This window comes from Citrobacter sp. On2M, from assembly GCF_018035235.1.
In the GTDB taxonomy this organism is placed as follows: domain Bacteria; phylum Pseudomonadota; class Gammaproteobacteria; order Enterobacterales; family Enterobacteriaceae; genus Citrobacter; species Citrobacter meridianamericanus.
On record NZ_WPCV01000004.1, the window covers coordinates 1189100 to 1206386 of the forward strand.

Genomic DNA, 17287 nt, shown 5'->3' on the forward strand with positions numbered 1-17287 from the left:
AGGTTCTCCCCTCTTTCAATGATTTACCGATTATTTGATACACATAAATTTCGATGGGCTCAGACAATAGTGCTATTGTTTCGCCCAAAACCCGCCCCTACGTCTCAAAATGCACCCAAAAGTACCGTTAATTATTTCCTGTCAGCTTGACGTAATATCTTGCAGTTAAAGCACCGAAATCATGACTACCCATTTACAGAATGTACTTCCGCATAAATACATTCTGTTTATTCGGGTTCTACACATTATTGTCGCGGTATTGGATTCAATTACCAGGTTCATGCTCAACTTAATGTTAACATAATGTTGACTCGCCATACTGATAAGACGCTAAAAGAGGTCTTCCTATGCGAATCTTATCTCCTTATACGTTGCGCTGGCTTCCTGGTGAACGTGAGCAGAATGATATTTCAGTGTTTATTCGTGAAAGTTATTCTCAGTTTTATCATGCATCTCTTCCGCGTTGCATGCCATGGTTACTTGGAATGTTCGATGCCAACGGAGAATTAAAAGCAGCATGTGGCGTCCAGCCAGCCTCAATGGGTACGCTATACCTCGAACATTATCTTGATGTCCCGGTTGAAGCCGTGCTGTCTGCACGATTGTTACATCCCGTTTCACGTGACTCAATGGTTGAAATTGGTAATTTTGCCGCGAGCGACGGGGCTAGCGCCCGAATAATGTATGCGGCGCTATGCCTGCTTCTCAATCAATACTGCTATTCGTGGATTGTCTTTACCGGAACTAAAAAAATACGCAATACCTTTTTCCGTCTGAATCTTCAGCCAGTCACATTGATGCCTGCTGACCCGACAAGGCTTGGCGAAGCTGCGCGTGAATGGGGGAGCTATTACGAACATGACCCACAAATTATGGCGGGAGAGTTACATGGTGGGCAAACCACACTGAGTCAGACCAGCCTGTTGCTGGGAATGTTTGCTGATCCGCCTGCTGCTCCCTGGATAACCCCTTCCGGAGGATCTTATGTTTCTGAACATGCTTGAGAAACAGGTTACGCTTCAGCCAAATGCCCTCGCCCTGCAGGGAGACTCTCGCTCGTGGAGCTGGCAGCAATACCATGAAGCCGTTAAGGCAGTGGCCGAACAATTATCTTCCCTCAAGGTAAAACGGCTGGCACTTGAAATGGATAACAGCCCTGAATGGGCGATCATCGATCTCGCATGCCTGGTAAGTGGAGTGGTAATCATCCCTGTCCCCTCCTTTTTCAGCGGGCAACAGAAAGCCTGGGTACGATCATCAGCCTCTGTGGATGCACAAATCGGTGGGGAAATCCTGGCGGATTGGCAGGAACACGATTTTGTACTCGGAAGACTGCAAATCCGTGCAGTAAAGGACCCCGTGACTCTGCCGGCAGGAACGGCAAAGATAACGTATACCTCCGGTACAACCGGAGAGCCAAAAGGCGTCTGTCTGAGTCTGGATGGTATGGTATGGATGGCTCAAACGTTAGCAGGCGCACTGCAACCCCTGAATCTGGAAAAACACCTGGTGACACTGCCCCTCAGTATCCTGCTGGAGAATCTGTGCGGCGTTTACATCCCTCTGCTACTTGGCGTTGAGACGGTGATTATCCCGCCCTCCCGGATTGGGTTTGAAGGTTCCAGCCGCTTTAATCCAGTCCAGTTTCTTCAGGCGCTGACCACCTGGAACCCACAAAGCCTGGTGCTGGTACCGGAGTTGCTACGGGTGTTACTGCATCTGCACAAGCAGGTACCGGGCAGTACGCAATCTTTACGTTTTGTCGCCGCAGGTGGCGGCAAGGTTCCGGCTTCATTGCTGACAATGGCGATATCGAGTGGCTTACCAGTATATGAAGGGTATGGCCTCTCCGAATGTGGCTCTGTCGTTGCCCTCAATCTTCCCGACGCCATAAAAGAGAACAGCGTCGGTCGGCCATTGCCTGGTATCCAGATCCATGTTGATGACCAGCAACAATTGTGTGTCACCAGCCCGGCCAACGCGTTGGGGTATCTGGGAGCCGCGCCCGCCTCCCCCACAGTTGCTACCGGCGATCTTGGCAGTGTTGATGACCACGGGTTTGTTAGTATTCAGGGACGCCTGAAGAACGTGCAGATAAACGCCTTTGGTCGTAATTTTTCACCTGAATGGCCTGAGGCAGAGGCCATGGCCTGCCCGGCTGTACGCCGAATCGTGATTTTTGGCGAAGGCTTAAGGCATAACGTTGCACTCGTCGATGCCGTCGACGGGCAACAGACGCAGGCCCGCGAGCAACTACTGGCCGTTTCTGCTCGACTGCCTGATTATGCGCAGTTCCATCGTTTGTTATTCACTTCAGCTATTTCAGAGCCTGGCATGCTCACTGCAAATGGCCGCCCACGCCGGGAACTCATCCGGCAATCCCTCTGGCAACATATTCTCACCTGTAGTGAAGAGGAGTCATCATGAGCTTTTATAACATATTACAACAACAGACTGAGGCCGAACGCCGAAGTTTACTCTCCTCGCCTGTCATCGCGCGCTGCCAGGCTGGTGATATCTCGCGCGACCTGTATATCGCTTTTCTGACACAGGCTTACTATCACGTCAGCCATACCGTCCCCCTGTTGATGAGTGCTGGCAGCCGCTTGCCAGCCTCACATGAAGCTGTTCGGGGCGCGATTGCTGAATATATTGACGAAGAGTACGGGCATCAGGAATGGATCCTGAACGATATTCAGGCTTGCGGCGGTGATGCGCAAAGCGTTCGCAATGGCACTCCAGGGATACCGATAGAAATGATGGTTGCCTGGCTCTACTACCGCATTGAACGGATCAATCCTATGAGTATTTTTGGCATGGTACAGGTACTGGAGGGAACCAGCGTATCTATTGCTACCGCGATTGCAGCCCAGGTGGAACGGACACTGGGGCTGCCAGAACAGGCGACAACCTACCTGCGTTCACACGGTGAACTTGATCAGGGGCATCTTAAGTTTTTCGCTTCACTTATGGATACCGTGACTGACGAAGCCGATCAGGCAGCCATTATCTATGCCGCTCGTCGCGTCTATCACCTGTACACAGAGATGCTTAATCAACTGGAGCAGACCACGCATGAACCTGCATGATAAAACCGTTCTGCTGACTGGCGCCAGCGGTGGTATCGGACAAGCGCTGGCGCAAAGGCTGGCGCACAAAGGAGCCAGACTGTACCTGGTAGGACGAAATGCGCAGGCAATGATGTTTCTGAAAGAAACGCTTCCCAATCCGGAACGGCATCATATTGCGCTGATGAACAGTTATACTGATGAGGAAATCGTCGCGCTGGCCAGCAGATTCAAAGATGAGAACAAACTGGATATCCTGATCAACAATGCCGGAACCAGTCGTTTTGCACTGTTTGAACAACAGTCTTTTGAGGATATTCGGGAACAGATTAGAACCAATATCGAAATCCCCACCCTGTTAACCCGCGCCATGCTGGATAAGTTTAATCCGCAGGGCATCGTCCTGAACATTGGTTCGATATTTGGTGAAATTGGTCACCCTGCCTGGAGCGTGTATAGCGCCACCAAGGCAGCCACGCATCGTTTCTCGGAGGCGCTGGGGCGCGAATTAAAGGGGAATGGTATCTGCGTACTGTATGCCGCGCCGCGCACCACCGAAACTACGCTCAACAGTGACGAGGTTTACGCGCTTAACCGCAAACTGGGTAATGGCAGTGATTCCCCGCAATTTGTCGCCATACGTCTGGTGCATCTCCTTGAGACAGAGCAGAAACTCTACCGCTTCGGCGTGATGGAGCGTCTGTTCGTAAAAATCAATGCCTGGTTTCCCGGTATAGTAGACAACGCGTTGGGTAAAAAATTACCCGTGATCCAATCCTATACCCAGGGCTTATTCAAAGGTGAAGACAAATGAAAATTTTGAAAACGTTGCTGCTGACGGCAGCTTTTCCCGTCTCTGCCATGGCGACTACCACACTGGAAAATCTCCAGCACGACTGGTCAGTTTGCCAATATCAAACCCTTGAAGCGAAAAAAGAGAGCTGCTTTACCGCACTGAGTCAGCGGGCCCATAGTGCGAGTCAGGCGAAAAATAATGCTGATGCATCATTGCTTATCTGGTCGGCGATTATCGACAGTAGCTGGGCGGGGGCTAAAGGAGGGCTGGGTGCATTGAGTCTGGTCAAACAGGCACGTAGCGATTTGGAAAAAGCGATCAGCATCGACCCCAATGCTTTACAGGGATCTGCCTGGACCAGCCTTGGGGCGCTGTATTATCAGGTTCCCGGCTGGCCGATTGGGTTTGGTGATAAAAACAAAGCCGACGAAATGCTGAAAAAAGCACTGGCGATCAATCCTGATGGCATCGATCCAAACTATTTTTATGGCGACTTTTTGCTAAAAGAGAAAAAGACTGACGAAGGAAAACGCTATCTGGAAAAAGCGCTTAAAGCACCGCCTCGCCAGGGGCGTGAGATTGCCGACCAGGGACGCCATCGTGATATAGCAAAAGACCTGGAAAGTATTCAGTAAATATACAAACCCTTGCCTTCTATACCCTCCGGCGGACTACGCTACAACAGAAGGATCAGATCATTATGCTAAATAACCGTATGCCGACAGCGCTACACCAGGATGCCTAAAACGGACACAAATTCGGAGGAAAGTCGTTTAGTTTTAGCAAGATGTGAATAAAATATATAAATTTTCCCAATTTATTGATCTGGCAGGAGGTTATCCCCTGTTTCAATCCACATTATTGGGTTACTCTTTTAGTTACAAACTGCGATGACAGTTGTAAGGAGACCCTGTATGGCTATGTACAAAAATATGCTGGTCGTCATCGATCCAAACCAGGACGATCAACCAGCATTAAGGCGAGCTGTTTATCTGCATCAACGGATTGGTGGCAAAATTAAGGCCTTTTTGCCGATCTATGACTTTTCCTATGAGATGACTACGCTGCTGTCGCCCGATGAACGTACGGCAATGCGTCAGGGAGTTATCAGCCAACGAACGGCATGGATACGTGAACAAGCGAAATACTATATCGAAGCAGGGATCCCTCTTGAGATAAAAGTGGTCTGGCACAACCGTCCCTTTGAAGCCATCATCCAGGAAGTTATCAGTGCTCAGCATGACCTGGTCCTCAAAATGGCGCACCAACACGACCGCCTCGAAGCCGTAATTTTCACCCCCACAGACTGGCATTTATTGCGTAAATGTCCAAGCCCGGTATGGATGGTCAAAGACCAGCCATGGCCTGAAGGGGGTAAAGCTCTGGTTGCGGTCAACCTCGCCAGTGAAGAGGCTTATCACAACGCGCTCAATGAAAAACTGGTCAAAGAGACGCTGCAACTGGCAGAACAGGTTAACCATACCGAAGTACATCTGGTGGGGGCCTATCCCGTGACGCCAATCAACATCGCGATTGAACTGCCTGAGTTTGACCCCAGTGTTTACAACGATGCGATCCGCGGACAGCACCTGCTGGCGATGAAGGCGTTACGTCAGAAATTCAGTATCGATGAGAAAATGACGCATGTTGAAAAAGGTTTACCTGAAGAAGTTATTCCTGATTTAGCCGAGCACTTGCAGGCAGGTATTGTCGTGCTGGGTACCGTCGGTCGTACCGGTATTTCGGCCGCGTTCCTTGGTAACACCGCGGAACAGGTTATCGATCACCTACGCTGCGACCTGTTGGTTATCAAGCCGGATGAGTATCAAACACCTGTTGAACTGGACGACGAAGAAGACGATTAACCGCGCAACACATGCCGGATGACGATATCATCCGGCATTTCAACACCTAGTGCTGCTCCTCATCGCCGAGGAAATAAATACCAAGCGGGATAGCCAACAAAATCGTAAACACCATACTGTAGACACAAATCATTGCAGATTGAATGGCGTACATTGAGGCGGTCCAGTCGGATAGCGGAATGTCATACTGTTCAATAACGCCACCGATCGTCGCTCGCGTCACGACCGACGCTGCGATAATAAACACCCCAAGCAGGCACAACAGAAACTTCCGCCCCTTTGCTGTCTTCAGCTTAGCCATGATCATAGTACTGTCCTTTTGCAGATGAAAACTTTGTTACTTTGCGCTAACAATACCATGACATCAACTGACTGTCTGCTACATAAACCATACACAGGGTTGACGCCAGCGCGATTTCGCCGAAAATAGCGCTAATTGCATTATTTTTCTATCCTGGAGAATAATGCTCTGATCGCCTGAACTGAGTAAAATATTCAAGGATTAGGATATCAGATGATATTTCGCTAACACGGAGCTGCCTGGAAGAATCATGATCGCTGAACTGTTTATAAATAACGCGTTTAATTTGACAGTAATTCTCAGCTGCTGTGCCGCACTGATCCTGATGAGTGTCTGGTATCATCGAGGAGAGCGACGCTGCAAAGGATTCATATTTCATGCCGCGCAATTTTTTATCTATGCCGTTATCATTGGGACGTTTGGCAGTATTGCCAATAACATTATCGAAAGTTACAGCCTGAAATTTATCTCCTCCAGCGTGGTCGATTTTATCTGCACCTCGTTGATTGCGCTGATCCTGACCACCAAACTCTTTTTGATGATTAATCAGTTTGAAAAAACGCAGATTAATAAAGGCAGAGATATCACCAGTGCGAGGATCCTGTCGCGTATCATTAAGATTACTATCGTGGTCGCTATCATTTTGCTGTACGGCGAGCATTTCGGCATGAGCTTATCCGGCCTGTTAACCTTCGCGGTATTGGCGGCATCGCTGTAGGTATGGCGGGTAAAGACGTTCTGAGCAATTTTTTCTCTGGCATTATGCTCTATTTCGACAGACCGTTTAGCATCGGCGACTGGATCCGCTCCCCGGACCGTAATATTGAAGGCACGGTAACAGAAATCGGCTGGCGAATGACCAAAATAAAAACCTTCGATCATCGCCCGCTATATGTACCAAACTCGGTTTTCTCTTCCATCAGCGTAGAGAACCCGGGGAGGATGACTAACCGACGCATCAAAACGGTGATCGGGTTACGATATGAGGATGCTGATAAAGTCGGTAACGTTGTTGAATCAGTCAGACAAATGTTGCAAAACCATCCTGGAATAGACCAGAAACAAACTCTGTTGGTTTATTTTAATGAATTTGCTGATTCATCATTGAATATCATGGTGTATTGCTTCACGAAAACCACCGTCTGGCAGGAGTGGCTCGCAGTACAACAAGACGTTTATTTGAAAATTATTTCGATAGTCCAGGCAAACGGCGCCGACTTTGCATTCCCCAGCCAGACGCTGTATATGGAGAACTCCACCACACAAGCGTCTGCCAATTAAAATGATGATACGGATCCTGCACCAAATTTTTTAAGGGATTAGGCTACTATCTCAATTAAATTTCCATCAGGATCCTGTATCACTGCTTCGTAATATCCGTCACCAGTAGTACGTGGGTCAGAGACTAATATCCCCTGTTCTTTTGCCAGTGTTGCCATAGCATCAACATTTTCTCTCCCCCCCACTGACATGGCGAGATGCACCCATCCTGAAGTGTTATTGTCAGGAGTTCGTTGTGTCAATCCAGGCTTCGTCATTAACTCAATCGCAATATCCTCACCAATAGTGACAAAATAAGATTCAAATCCAGGATTGGTTTTACTGCAGTATTTTTCGTTGATCTTTGCGTCAAAAAACGTAACCCAGAACTGCGCTTGCTGTTCAAGATCCCGTGTCCATAACGCCATATGCGCAACTTTCATAGCGAACCTCTCTCATAATATCTACTACAGGACGCCCCTTTAAGGGGTGTTGACATCGTGAACCATAATGCACGATTATGCTTGTTATTGCTCGATGTTTATTTTTTCTGGAGTACACATGCTCGATTACGCCGCATTTCCGGAACAGCGCCAGGCGCTCATTTATCAGATCCTGCAGGAAAACGGCAGGGTCATCTGTTCCGAACTCGCCAGCAGGTTGGGCGTTTCAGAACACACAATCCGCCGCGACCTGCATGAGCTGAGTAAAGATGGCGTATGTAAAAAAGTCTATGGCGGCGCAGTCATTGCCCTCCCTGAATCCGAAGACATCAGCGTGCGTAAGCGTATTAATGTGGCGAAAAAGAGCAATATCGCGCAGAGATGCGCCCGGCTGGTTAAATCAGGAAGCTGCATTTTTATCGATACGGGCAGTACCAATATGGCAATGGCTGAAGCCCTGCCCGCCGAGCTGGCGCTAACCGTGGTGACAAATTCACCGGAGATTGCCGCCGTTTTACTAAAAAAACCGCTGTTTGACGTCATTATACTGGGCGGTGCAGTACAGCGATCTTCAGGAGGATGTGTGGGGGCCGCCGCTATTGCACAGGTGCAGGGTATTTTATTCGATCAGGGATTTATTGGCGGTTGTGCAATGTCGCCTGAACCCGGCTTAACGGGATTTGATTACGCGGATTGTGAGTTCAAAAAAGCAGTGATCAAGCAGTGCAATGAAACTATCGTCGCGCTGACAGCGGAGAAGATCCCGGCTGTCGCCCGTTATGTCGTCACCGAAAGCAGCAATATCGATGTGATTGTTGTCGAGGATAATATTAGCAAAGAGTATGCCACGGCTTTCCAGGCGCACGATATTCGTATTTATACCGTATAAAATCTGTACTACTGTTCTTTCTTTATGGCTCGCTGAAAACTCACCGTGCTAAATAGCGCCCCGGGCGTCAGCGCAGTGATCGTTGACAGATGATCCAGACGAATTGTTTGCTGGTCTTCATCGTGCTCCACCAGCAGAAATTCTTCTTTATCCGTTGTGGTACACGTCGTCAACGCTTTGGCATCAAAACATCTGCTATCCGTTAGCTCAATGCGTAACCAATAGTGGTACAGGCAAGCGATTTCCAGATAATCATGAAGATCGCAATCTATCGGATAATATTTTTCCGTCGCTTTCATCACTCCACTTTGCCTTGTCTGTTCGGGAAATGGCTAACACCACGTCCCGAACGTGCCTGCAATATTAGTGTTTCAAAATATACATTGTGCGACTGTATGCCACATCTTCAGGGTTAGTAATCGGATACCCTTTCAGCCACGGTTTGATTAAACGCCCGTTGGTATACTGATAGATAGGCGCAATAGGTGCTTGTTCCATCAGAATTTTCTCTGCTGCGTTATAATCGGCATTCCGCGCTTTTTCTGTATTCTCCAGAGTAGCCTGGGTCAACACTTTATCGTACGCCGGATTATTAAAGCGTGAGATATTGCCCGTATGGGTCGATGTTAATAATGACAAGAAGGTAGAAGGCTCATTATAGTCCCCCACCCAGGAAGCGCGGATCACATCAAAATTGCCGGTATTACGGCTGTCAATATAGGTTTTCCACTCCTGATTCTGCAGTTTTACGTCAACGCCGAGATTCTTCTTCCACATAGAAGCCACAGCGATAGCAATCTTTTGGTGGTTTTCAGAGGTGTTGTACAGCAGCGTCAGTTTCAGCGGCTTCTGAGGACCATAGCCTGCTGCACGCAACAGCGTTTTCGCCTGAGCATTCAACTCTTCCTGACTCATTTGCTCAAACGGCGAAGGTTCAGGTACAAATCCTGCCGTAACATCCGGCGTAAAATGCCAGGCGGGTTTTTCACCAGTCCCCAGGACTTTTTCCGCCATCAGGCGACGATCGATCGTCATGCTGAGCGCCAGACGCACGCGTGAGTCGGCAGTCGGTCCCTTCTGGGAATTGAAGGCATAATAGTAGGTGCCAAGCTGAGGCGGGGTATAAACCTGGCCCGGAATATCCTTCAACAGTTTCTGATACATGTTTTTCGGAAAGGATTCAGTGATATCAATATCACCCGCAAGGTAGCGCTTGGTGGCTGCCGACTCCTGATTAATTGGCAGAAAGGTCACTTTTTGCAGCACCGTTTTGGCGTTGTCCCAATAATGCGTGTTCGGCACAACCTCCAGTTTTTCGTTCACGACGCGATCTTTGAGCACATAGGCACCGTTACCTATCAGGTTGCCAGGTTTGGTCCACTCTTTGCCGCTCTCAACGTTGGCTTTCTGTACCGGATAAAACGCAAAGCTCGCCGTCAGATTGGCAAACCATGGCAGCGGTTTATCCAGTTGAACCTTCAAAGTACGCGCATCAACCGCGCTAACGCCGAGCTTATCCGGTGTGGCTTTTCCATCGATGATTGCCTGCGCATTGTTAATGCCTGCCAGCGCAGCAAACCAGGCAAACGGCGACAGCGTTTTTGGATCAACCAGACGCTGCCAGCTATAGACAAAATCCTGTGCCGTTACCGGCGTACCATCAGCCCATTGGGCATTGTCGCGCAGCGTAAACGTCCAGATTCGGTTATCGTTGCTTTTCCACTGGGTGGCAACGCCAGGCACAATCTCGCCCTTCTCATTCTGGTTGACCAGTCCTTCGAATAAATCACGAATAACCTGGATTTCAGGAAGCCCGACGGCCTTTGCCGGATCCAGTGACGCCGGTTCATCTTTTATATGACGCACCAGTTCTTGTTTTTCTGCCAGCACCGTTCCGCTGGGAACATCAGCAGCCCAGGATAATGACATGCTGCTAACCAACAGCGCACAACAGGTTACTGAAACAGAATACTGCATAAGATACCCTCAATTCCGGCTACTAGGTGAATGTGTAATTATTTGTATCGCCAGCAGGAAATGCAATTAACTTCCGACAAGAAAGTGATATTACACCTGAAAAGTTAAGTGTGTGAAAACGATTTGATTATCCATAAATTTTGCACAACACTGCGAGTAACTATCCAATCATTCAGAGATGACTATGACTGTTACCCGCCCCCGTGCCGAGCGCGGCGCATTTCCGCCAGGTACCGAACATTACGGACGTTCATTGCTCGGCGCACCGCTGATCTGGTTTCCCGCAATGGCTGCCGATCGTGAAAGCGGTCTGATACTGGCAGGAACGCACGGCGACGAGAACTCATCGGTCGTCACCCTTTCCTGTGCATTGCGTACGCTTAACCCTTCCTTGCGTCGTCACCATGTCGTGCTGGCGGTTAACCCTGACGGTTGTCAGCTCGGACTGCGTGCCAATGCGAACGGCGTGGACCTTAACCGTAACTTTCCCGCCGCAAACTGGAAAGCGGGTGAAACGGTGTATCGTTGGAACAGCAGCGCAGAGGAGCGCGATGTGGTGTTGTTGACCGGCGAAAACCCAGGTTCAGAACCAGAAACCCAGGCACTGTGTCAGCTCATTCACCGAATTCACCCTGCGTGGGTGGTCTCTTTTCACGATCCGCTGGCCTGTATTGAAGATCCCAGACGCAGCGAATTAGGCGCGTGGCTGGCGCAGTCGTTTGAATTGCCGCTTGTAACCAGCGTAGGTTATGAAACGCCCGGCTCTTTTGGAAGCTGGTGCGCAGACCTGAACTTACACTGTATCACCGCCGAATTCCCCCCTATTTCATCAGATGAAGCGAGCGAGAAATATCTGCTGGCCATGTCCAATCTCCTGCGCTGGCACCCTAGAGATGAAGCTGTCCGGTCGTAAAATGCAAGGCTGGTTCCGCATCGGTTGCAAGCCAGGTTGGGCCATCAAGATCGGCAAAACTAACCAGTGGCGCAAGGGGTAACGCCGCGCTAATCGCCCGGGAGGTACACAGCATACAGCCCAGCATTAGCGCAAATCCTTGCTCTCGTGCTTCAGTTGCCAGCGCGAGCGCTTCCGTCAGACCACCGGTTTTGTCGAGTTTGATATTGACCATTTCATAGCGTCCATGCAACGCTTTCAGACTGCTACGGGTGTGGCAGCTTTCATCTGCGCAGATGGGCAGCGGATGCACAAAATTTTCCAGTGCGGCATCGTCCTGTGCCGGCAGTGGCTGCTCCAGCATCGCAACCCCTAAATCAGCCAGCAGTTGACAGCGAGCCGCCAGGCCTTCTGCCCGCCAGGACTCATTAGCGTCGACAATAATCGTGGCATCGGGTACAGCGGCACGAATGGCAACCATCCGCTCGCTAATCAAGCGCTCATCCAGTTTCACTTTCAGCAGTTTTGCGCCATTACCCCATAGCGCAGCCGCGCTCGCCGCCATTTGCTCCGGCGTGCCAATCACCACGGTTTGCGCCGTCGTCACTATCTCAGCCAGTTTACTTCCTGCTAATTCTGCCAGCGACTGCTGCTGTTGACGCGCACTCAAATCCCACAACGCGCAGTCCACGGCATTACGCGCCGCTCCCGCTGGCAGCAGTTTTTGCAGATCTTCACGCGTCAGTCCGTTTTCCAGTTGTGGCGCAATGCTCATAATTTGCGCCAGCACAGAGGCATCGCTTTCGCCGTAGCGTGGGTACGGCGTACACTCGCCAATACCTGTGACGCCGTTTTCTGCCACTTCGACCACCACCACATGCGCTTCAGTTCGACTCCCACGGGCAATGACAAAGGGAGTGTGCAGCGGCCAGGCTTCCTCATATACCTTAACTGTTCTCATTTGTTTTCCTTAATACAGTCCCTGAAGCGGATATCCGCAAATAGCGTTTGCCGTGTTAACTGTTGATGGCATAAACTAGCCTCGACGTTAACTATATGTAAACAGGAAGATAACCATGTCACAAACCGTTCATTTCCAGGGCAACCCGGTTGCAGTTGCCGGCTCTATTCCTCAGACTGGAAGCAAAGCTCAGGCTTTTACCCTTGTGGCTAAAGACCTGTCTGACGTTACGCTGGGCCAGTTCGCAGGCAAGCGCAAAGTGCTGAATATTTTCCCAAGCATCGATACCGGCGTTTGCGCGGCATCGGTACGTAAGTTTAACCAACTGGCGACAGAAATCGACAATACCGTCGTACTGTGCATCTCAGCCGACCTGCCATTCGCCCATTCTCGCTTTTGCGGCGCGGAAGGTCTGAGCAACGTTATCACGCTGTCCACCCTGCGGAATGCAGAATTCCTGAAAAACTACGGCGTTGAAATCGCTGAAGGTCCGCTGAAAGGCCTGGCCGCACGCACCGTGGTTGTTATCGATGAAAATGACAACGTCGTTTTCAGCCAACTGGTCAATGAAATCACCAACGAGCCAGACTACACCGCTGCGCTGGACGTTCTGAAAGCTTAAGCCAGCCTACATACAAAAATGCCTCCGGATGGAGGCATTTTCATTTATGGCATTACTCTTCGCTTTTTTTCTGCTGACTCAGTCCATACTCTCGCAATTTGTTAGCAATCGCGGTATGCGAAACACCGAGGCGTTTGGCGAGTTTGCGCGTGCTGGGATAATTCATATAAAGCTGCGTCAGCACTGAGCGTTCAAAGCGGCTGGTAATTTCATCCAGCGATCCTTCCATCACTTCTTCTCCGACCGCTACCGTAGCCGCATCATAATCCGGCAGTAAAATATCCTGCGGACGCAACTCATAACCTTCAAGCTGGGTCAGCGCCCGATAGATAGCATTTTTAAGCTGGCGCACGTTACCCGGCCAACCATAGCGGGTTAACACCGTGCTAAGATCGGCGGACAACTTCGGACGCGGCACGCCCTGCTCGTCGGCAAAACGTGCCACAAACAGTTCGGTAAGCGGCATAATATCTTGCGGGCAATCGCGCAGCGGCGGCAGGTTTAGCGTCAGTACATTCAGACGATAATAGAGATCTTCACGGAAAAGCCCTTTTTGCACCAGCTCCACAAGGTTCTTTTGCGTCGCGCAAATCACGCGAACATCAACATGAACTTCATGATCTTCTCCCACGCGACGGAACGTGCCGTCATTGAGAAAACGCAGCAGTTTGGTCTGCATACGCGGCGACATTTCGCCAATTTCATCCAACAGAACCGAACCGCCATTCGCCTGCTCAAAGAAGCCTTTTTTGCCTTCCGGCGCATGACCAAATAGTTCGCTTTCGACCGCATCTTCAGGAATCGATGCGCAATTGAGCGCCAGATACGGCTTCGACGCACGTGGACTCGCCAGATGGCAGGCATGGGCAAAGAGATCTTTGCCAGTGCCGGTATTACCGGTAATCAGCAGCGGCGCACTCAGCGTTGCCAGCTTACGCGCCTGTTCCACAACGTGTTTCATTTTGGCGCTGACGGCAATAATCTGGCTGAACGCGCTTAGATCTTGCGTGGTCATATTTTGCAACTGACGTCCCATCCGGAGGGTGGAACGTAGCATAACAACGGCACCGGTCAGCATCTGCTCCTGATTTTCTCCCTGCAAATGGACTGGCGTAATTTCCATCAGGAAGTTCTGTCCGTTAATCACCACATGCTCGCTATGCGAATCCTGCGGATTGCTTTCGAGCCAGCGCTGGAAATTGAACCCGTTGATTAACTGGGCCGCGGTATGATTGCGCATACGATCCTGCGTGTGAGTGAAAAGCTGACAGCTCGCAGGATTCGCCATCTCAATTTTGCTTTTCATATCCAGAGAAAGGACCGGTTCTGGTAGCGCCTCAAGCAGCGCACTCAGCGCAAGATGTTCACGCTCTGAAGGCATCCAGGGTACGGTACGTACATCCGTAACGCCAGAAATACGGCGGATTTCAGCCATCAGGCTACTGAAATTGGTGAACTCCAGTTCCGCAAAATTGAGGTAAATTCGCCCGATGGGGTCAATCTCGATACCGCGCAAATCAATGCTTCTCAGCACCAGTAAATCGAGCAATTCGCGGGTCAGACCAAGTCGGTCTTCACAAAAGACTTCCAAACGCATAGGAACCTTCACCTGGACAAGGGATTATGTATTAAATGATAAGACAGTATTGGGTTTGCAGGAAGAACTCTGTCAACAAATATTGACAGCTCGTTGGAAAAACGGGCACCTGGACGTAAAGCTGTACGATCGGTGCCCGATTATTGGCTAGCTTTCGCGCGGAGATTTATTCTTTTGTAAGGTCTCTTTCACCTGACCAATCAGTTGGCGGCGAAAATCGCCCAGTCGAGGCTTATCGTCATCGATCCACGGTAGCGGGCGGCATAGTTCCATGGCTTTGATACCCAGACGCGCCGTTAATAAGCCCGCGCCAATGCCCTGAGCGGCACGTGTCGATAAGCGGGCGGCTAAATCCTGCGACATCCAGTCCATTCCCACTTCCCGCACCAGTTCACTGGCTCCGGCAAAAGCAATATTCAGCAGCACCAGACGGAACAAGCGCAGGCGGCTGTAATAACCAAGTTCAATACCATACAGCGATGCGATGCGATTAATCAGCCGCAGATTGCGCCAGGCGATAAACGCCATATCCACTAGCGCCAGCGGGCTGACGGCAATCATCAGCGTGGACTCCGCCGCTGAACGGCTAATCTCACGCCGGGCTTGCGCATCCAGAACCGGCTGCACAAGATGCGCATACAGGCTAACTACTTCACGATCGTTCTGCGTTTCATGAATTGAGGCATACCAGCGCTGAAGCGCCGGGTGGGACTGATCGATACCCGCCTGCTGCGCCAGCTTTTCACAAAATGCGCGTCCTTTCCCGGTTCCGTGGCTATGGAGCAGATCTCGCGCTTCATCGCGCTCGTGCGCGCGCTGGCGCAAACGCCATAACCGACGCCACTCTGTCGCAACCGACCCCACACCCGCGCCAATAATCAATGCGCCAGCAGCACATCCTCCCAGCGCAACCCAGTCCTGAGTCTGCCAGGCATTCATGGTCCACTGCACTCCCTGAGCGACAACGCTCACGCCAAACAGTGCCAGCCCACCCATCACCATCTTGCGCCACAGACTGCGTTTAGGGCGAAGGGCCGCATCAATGACGGCTTCTGCCTGACCTTCATCTTCCAGTGGTTCATCCACTGTCGCCGGAGAAAAAGTCTGCGCTTCCGTTTCGTTAAACATCTGCTGTGCTTTAAACGCCGCATTTTGTTCCACATCCAGCGGACCTGAGAAATCGATACGCGGTTTTAATGGCTCGCTCATCGCAATTTATCTCCTATTAAAAACTCCAGCGCGGCATCAAGACGGATATGCGGTAAGGGCTTATCTACATCCATCACCTGCGGGCGAAATGCCTCAAACTGGAACCCCTGGCTGTCCCAAAACGCTTGTCCAGGTAAACGCGCGGGTACTTCACCAGGATAGACCGTCAGCGGTTCGCCATCGCTCAGGCGATTACCACGCAGCGCGGGGATCTTCTCACCCTTCACATCGATCAGGCCGCTGGTGGTTGCCTGCACCGATGCCAGACCCAGACAATCCATGCTGATGCCTTCGAATGCGGCGTTTTGCCAGGCATCCTGGATCAACTGCTGCAGTAGCGACACCATATTAGCGTGCTGATCGACGGTGACATGGTCCGCTTTGGTGGCGGCAAACAGCAGTTTGTCGATCACCGGTGAAAACAGCCGACGAAACAGCGTGCGCTGTCCGTAATGGAAGCTTTGCATCAGTTGGGTCAGCGCCAGACGCATGTCGTTAAACGCCTGTGGCCCACTGTTGAGCGGTTGCAGGCAATCAACTAGCACAATCTGACGGTCAAAGCGCAGGAAGTGATTCTTATAAAATCCCTTCACGACTTTTTCACAGTAGTAATTAAATCTGTCGCGCAGCATACCCGCATTGGTGTGTTTATCTGCCTGCGCCAGCTTCGATTCTCCCCAGGCATCAACGTCCGGCCACGGGAAAAACTGCAACGCAGGCGCGCCCGCCATATCACCTGGCAGGACAAAACGGCCCGGCTGAATAAAGTGCAGCCCCTGCTGCTTGCATTGATGCAGATACTCCGTCCAGGCAGCAGCGATTTCTGCGAGGCGGTTTTCATCAGCAGGTGCCAGTGGATCAAGCCCGTGGCTTAACTGCCGCCATTTTGCCGACCATTCACCACGCTGCCCTTGTAATAATCCGGTCATTTGACGCGACCAGCTCAAATAGTCCTGTGCCAGCATCGGTAAATCAAGCAGCCACTCTCCCGGATAATCGACGATTTCCAGATACAGCGTGGAGGTGTCTTTAAAGTGGCGCAGTAACGAGTCATTGGACTTGTAGCGCAGCGCCAGACGTATTTCACTCACACCACGTGTCGGTGTTGGCCAGGTCGGCGGAGAGCCATACAGCTGAGCCAATCCTTCATCATAGGTAAAGCGCGGAATGCCAAAGTCGCGTTGTGGAACCCGCTTAACGCCGAGCAGACGCTCTTCGCGTACGCAACTGAGCAACGGCAGACGCGCACCAGCATGAATATTGAGTAGCTGGTTTACCATCGCGGTGATAAATGCTGTCTTACCGCTACGGCTAAGTCCGGTGACAGCCAGCCGCAAATGCCGGTCTACGCCGCGATTAACCAGCGAATTGAGTTCATTTTTAAGTCGCTTCATCGCCATCCCGTTT

The 17287-nt window shown here is 50.8% G+C and carries 17 protein-coding genes and 1 pseudogene; 10 read left to right on the forward strand and 8 right to left on the reverse strand.

The features are described 5' to 3' along the window. The first annotated feature begins 347 nt into the window (after positions 1–347). The 6 genes from On2M_RS15990 (at position 348) to uspE (ending at position 5729) form a co-directional block, all read left to right on the forward strand. Positions 348–1004, forward strand: coding sequence for a thermostable hemolysin (locus tag On2M_RS15990; protein ID WP_151219320.1), 657 nt, complete (start codon positions 348–350; stop codon positions 1002–1004). Beyond that, positions 985–2427, forward strand: coding sequence for an AMP-dependent synthetase/ligase (locus On2M_RS15995; RefSeq protein ID WP_210905140.1), 1443 nt, complete (start codon positions 985–987; stop codon positions 2425–2427). The genes On2M_RS15990 and On2M_RS15995 overlap by 20 nt, the downstream gene beginning before the upstream one ends. Then, positions 2424–3089 carry an iron-containing redox enzyme family protein gene (locus tag On2M_RS16000; RefSeq protein ID WP_210905141.1) on the forward strand — a complete coding sequence of 222 codons (666 nt, stop codon included), beginning with the start codon at positions 2424–2426 and terminating at the stop codon, positions 3087–3089. The genes On2M_RS15995 and On2M_RS16000 overlap by 4 nt, the downstream gene beginning before the upstream one ends. Then, entirely contained in the window at positions 3076–3882 is an 807-nt protein-coding gene (locus On2M_RS16005) for an SDR family oxidoreductase (protein WP_210905142.1), read from the forward strand. The genes On2M_RS16000 and On2M_RS16005 overlap by 14 nt, the downstream gene beginning before the upstream one ends. Beyond that, the gene (locus On2M_RS16010; protein ID WP_151219324.1) at positions 3879–4499 is read left to right on the forward strand and encodes a hypothetical protein; all 621 of its coding nucleotides are present in this window, start codon (positions 3879–3881) and stop codon (positions 4497–4499) included. The genes On2M_RS16005 and On2M_RS16010 overlap by 4 nt, the downstream gene beginning before the upstream one ends. A 279-nt stretch (positions 4500–4778) precedes the next feature. Then, on the forward strand, positions 4779–5729 hold the full coding sequence (uspE, locus tag On2M_RS16015; RefSeq protein ID WP_151219325.1) for a universal stress protein UspE: 951 nt from the start codon (positions 4779–4781) through the stop codon (positions 5727–5729). Positions 5730–5775: 46 nt separating this feature from the next. On the opposite strand, the gene On2M_RS16020 is transcribed toward uspE, so the two are convergent. Further along, a complete protein-coding gene (locus On2M_RS16020; RefSeq protein WP_210905143.1) occupies positions 5776–6036 on the reverse strand; it encodes a DUF2534 family protein in 261 nt (86 codons plus the stop codon). Positions 6037–6280: 244 nt separating this feature from the next. Here On2M_RS16020 and On2M_RS16025 point away from each other — a divergent pair. Continuing rightward, positions 6281–7311: pseudogene (locus On2M_RS16025) on the forward strand (mechanosensitive ion channel family protein). Between the two features lie 38 nt (positions 7312–7349). On the opposite strand, the gene On2M_RS16030 reads toward On2M_RS16025, so the two are convergent. Beyond that, positions 7350–7733, reverse strand: coding sequence for a VOC family protein (locus On2M_RS16030; RefSeq protein ID WP_151219326.1), 384 nt, complete (start codon positions 7731–7733; stop codon positions 7350–7352). A 118-nt stretch (positions 7734–7851) separates the two neighbouring features. On the opposite strand from On2M_RS16030, the gene On2M_RS16035 reads away from it, so the two are divergent. Next, positions 7852–8622 carry a DeoR/GlpR family DNA-binding transcription regulator gene (locus tag On2M_RS16035; protein WP_151219327.1) on the forward strand — a complete coding sequence of 257 codons (771 nt, stop codon included), beginning with the start codon at positions 7852–7854 and terminating at the stop codon, positions 8620–8622. An 8-nt stretch (positions 8623–8630) separates the two neighbouring features. On the opposite strand, the gene On2M_RS16040 is transcribed toward On2M_RS16035, so the two are convergent. Beyond that, positions 8631–8921 carry a Rho-binding antiterminator gene (locus On2M_RS16040; protein ID WP_151219506.1) on the reverse strand — a complete coding sequence of 97 codons (291 nt, stop codon included), beginning with the start codon at positions 8919–8921 and terminating at the stop codon, positions 8631–8633. A gap of 64 nt (positions 8922–8985) precedes the next feature. Next, entirely contained in the window at positions 8986–10599 is a 1614-nt protein-coding gene (mppA, locus tag On2M_RS16045) for a peptide ABC transporter substrate-binding protein (RefSeq protein ID WP_210905144.1), read from the reverse strand. 184 nt (positions 10600–10783) lie between these two features. Between mppA and mpaA the strand changes: the two genes are divergently transcribed. After that, on the forward strand, positions 10784–11512 hold the full coding sequence (mpaA, locus tag On2M_RS16050; RefSeq protein ID WP_151219328.1) for a murein tripeptide amidase MpaA: 729 nt from the start codon (positions 10784–10786) through the stop codon (positions 11510–11512). Here the strand turns inward: mpaA and ycjG are convergent. Next, entirely contained in the window at positions 11487–12452 is a 966-nt protein-coding gene (gene ycjG, locus On2M_RS16055) for an L-Ala-D/L-Glu epimerase (RefSeq protein WP_210905145.1), read from the reverse strand. The genes mpaA and ycjG overlap by 26 nt on opposite strands. 115 nt (positions 12453–12567) lie before the next feature. Here ycjG and tpx point away from each other — a divergent pair, with 115 nt between their 5' ends. After that, positions 12568–13074 carry a thiol peroxidase gene (gene tpx, locus On2M_RS16060; protein WP_210905146.1) on the forward strand — a complete coding sequence of 169 codons (507 nt, stop codon included), beginning with the start codon at positions 12568–12570 and terminating at the stop codon, positions 13072–13074. A gap of 52 nt (positions 13075–13126) precedes the next feature. Here the strand turns inward: tpx and tyrR are convergent, their stop codons facing one another. The 3 genes from tyrR to On2M_RS16075 form a co-directional block, all read right to left on the reverse strand. Beyond that, the gene (gene tyrR / locus On2M_RS16065) at positions 13127–14671 is read right to left on the reverse strand and encodes a transcriptional regulator TyrR (protein ID WP_187252357.1); all 1545 of its coding nucleotides are present in this window, start codon (positions 14669–14671) and stop codon (positions 13127–13129) included. A gap of 147 nt (positions 14672–14818) precedes the next feature. Further along, positions 14819–15880 (reverse strand): YcjF family protein, encoded by a 1062-nt coding sequence (locus tag On2M_RS16070; RefSeq protein WP_008322369.1) that lies wholly within the window; start codon positions 15878–15880, stop codon positions 14819–14821. After that, positions 15877–17274: a YcjX family protein gene (locus On2M_RS16075; protein ID WP_151219333.1), complete on the reverse strand. Its 1398-nt coding sequence runs from the start codon at positions 17272–17274 to the stop codon at positions 15877–15879. The genes On2M_RS16070 and On2M_RS16075 overlap by 4 nt, the downstream gene beginning before the upstream one ends. Positions 17275–17287: the final 13 nt, after the last annotated feature.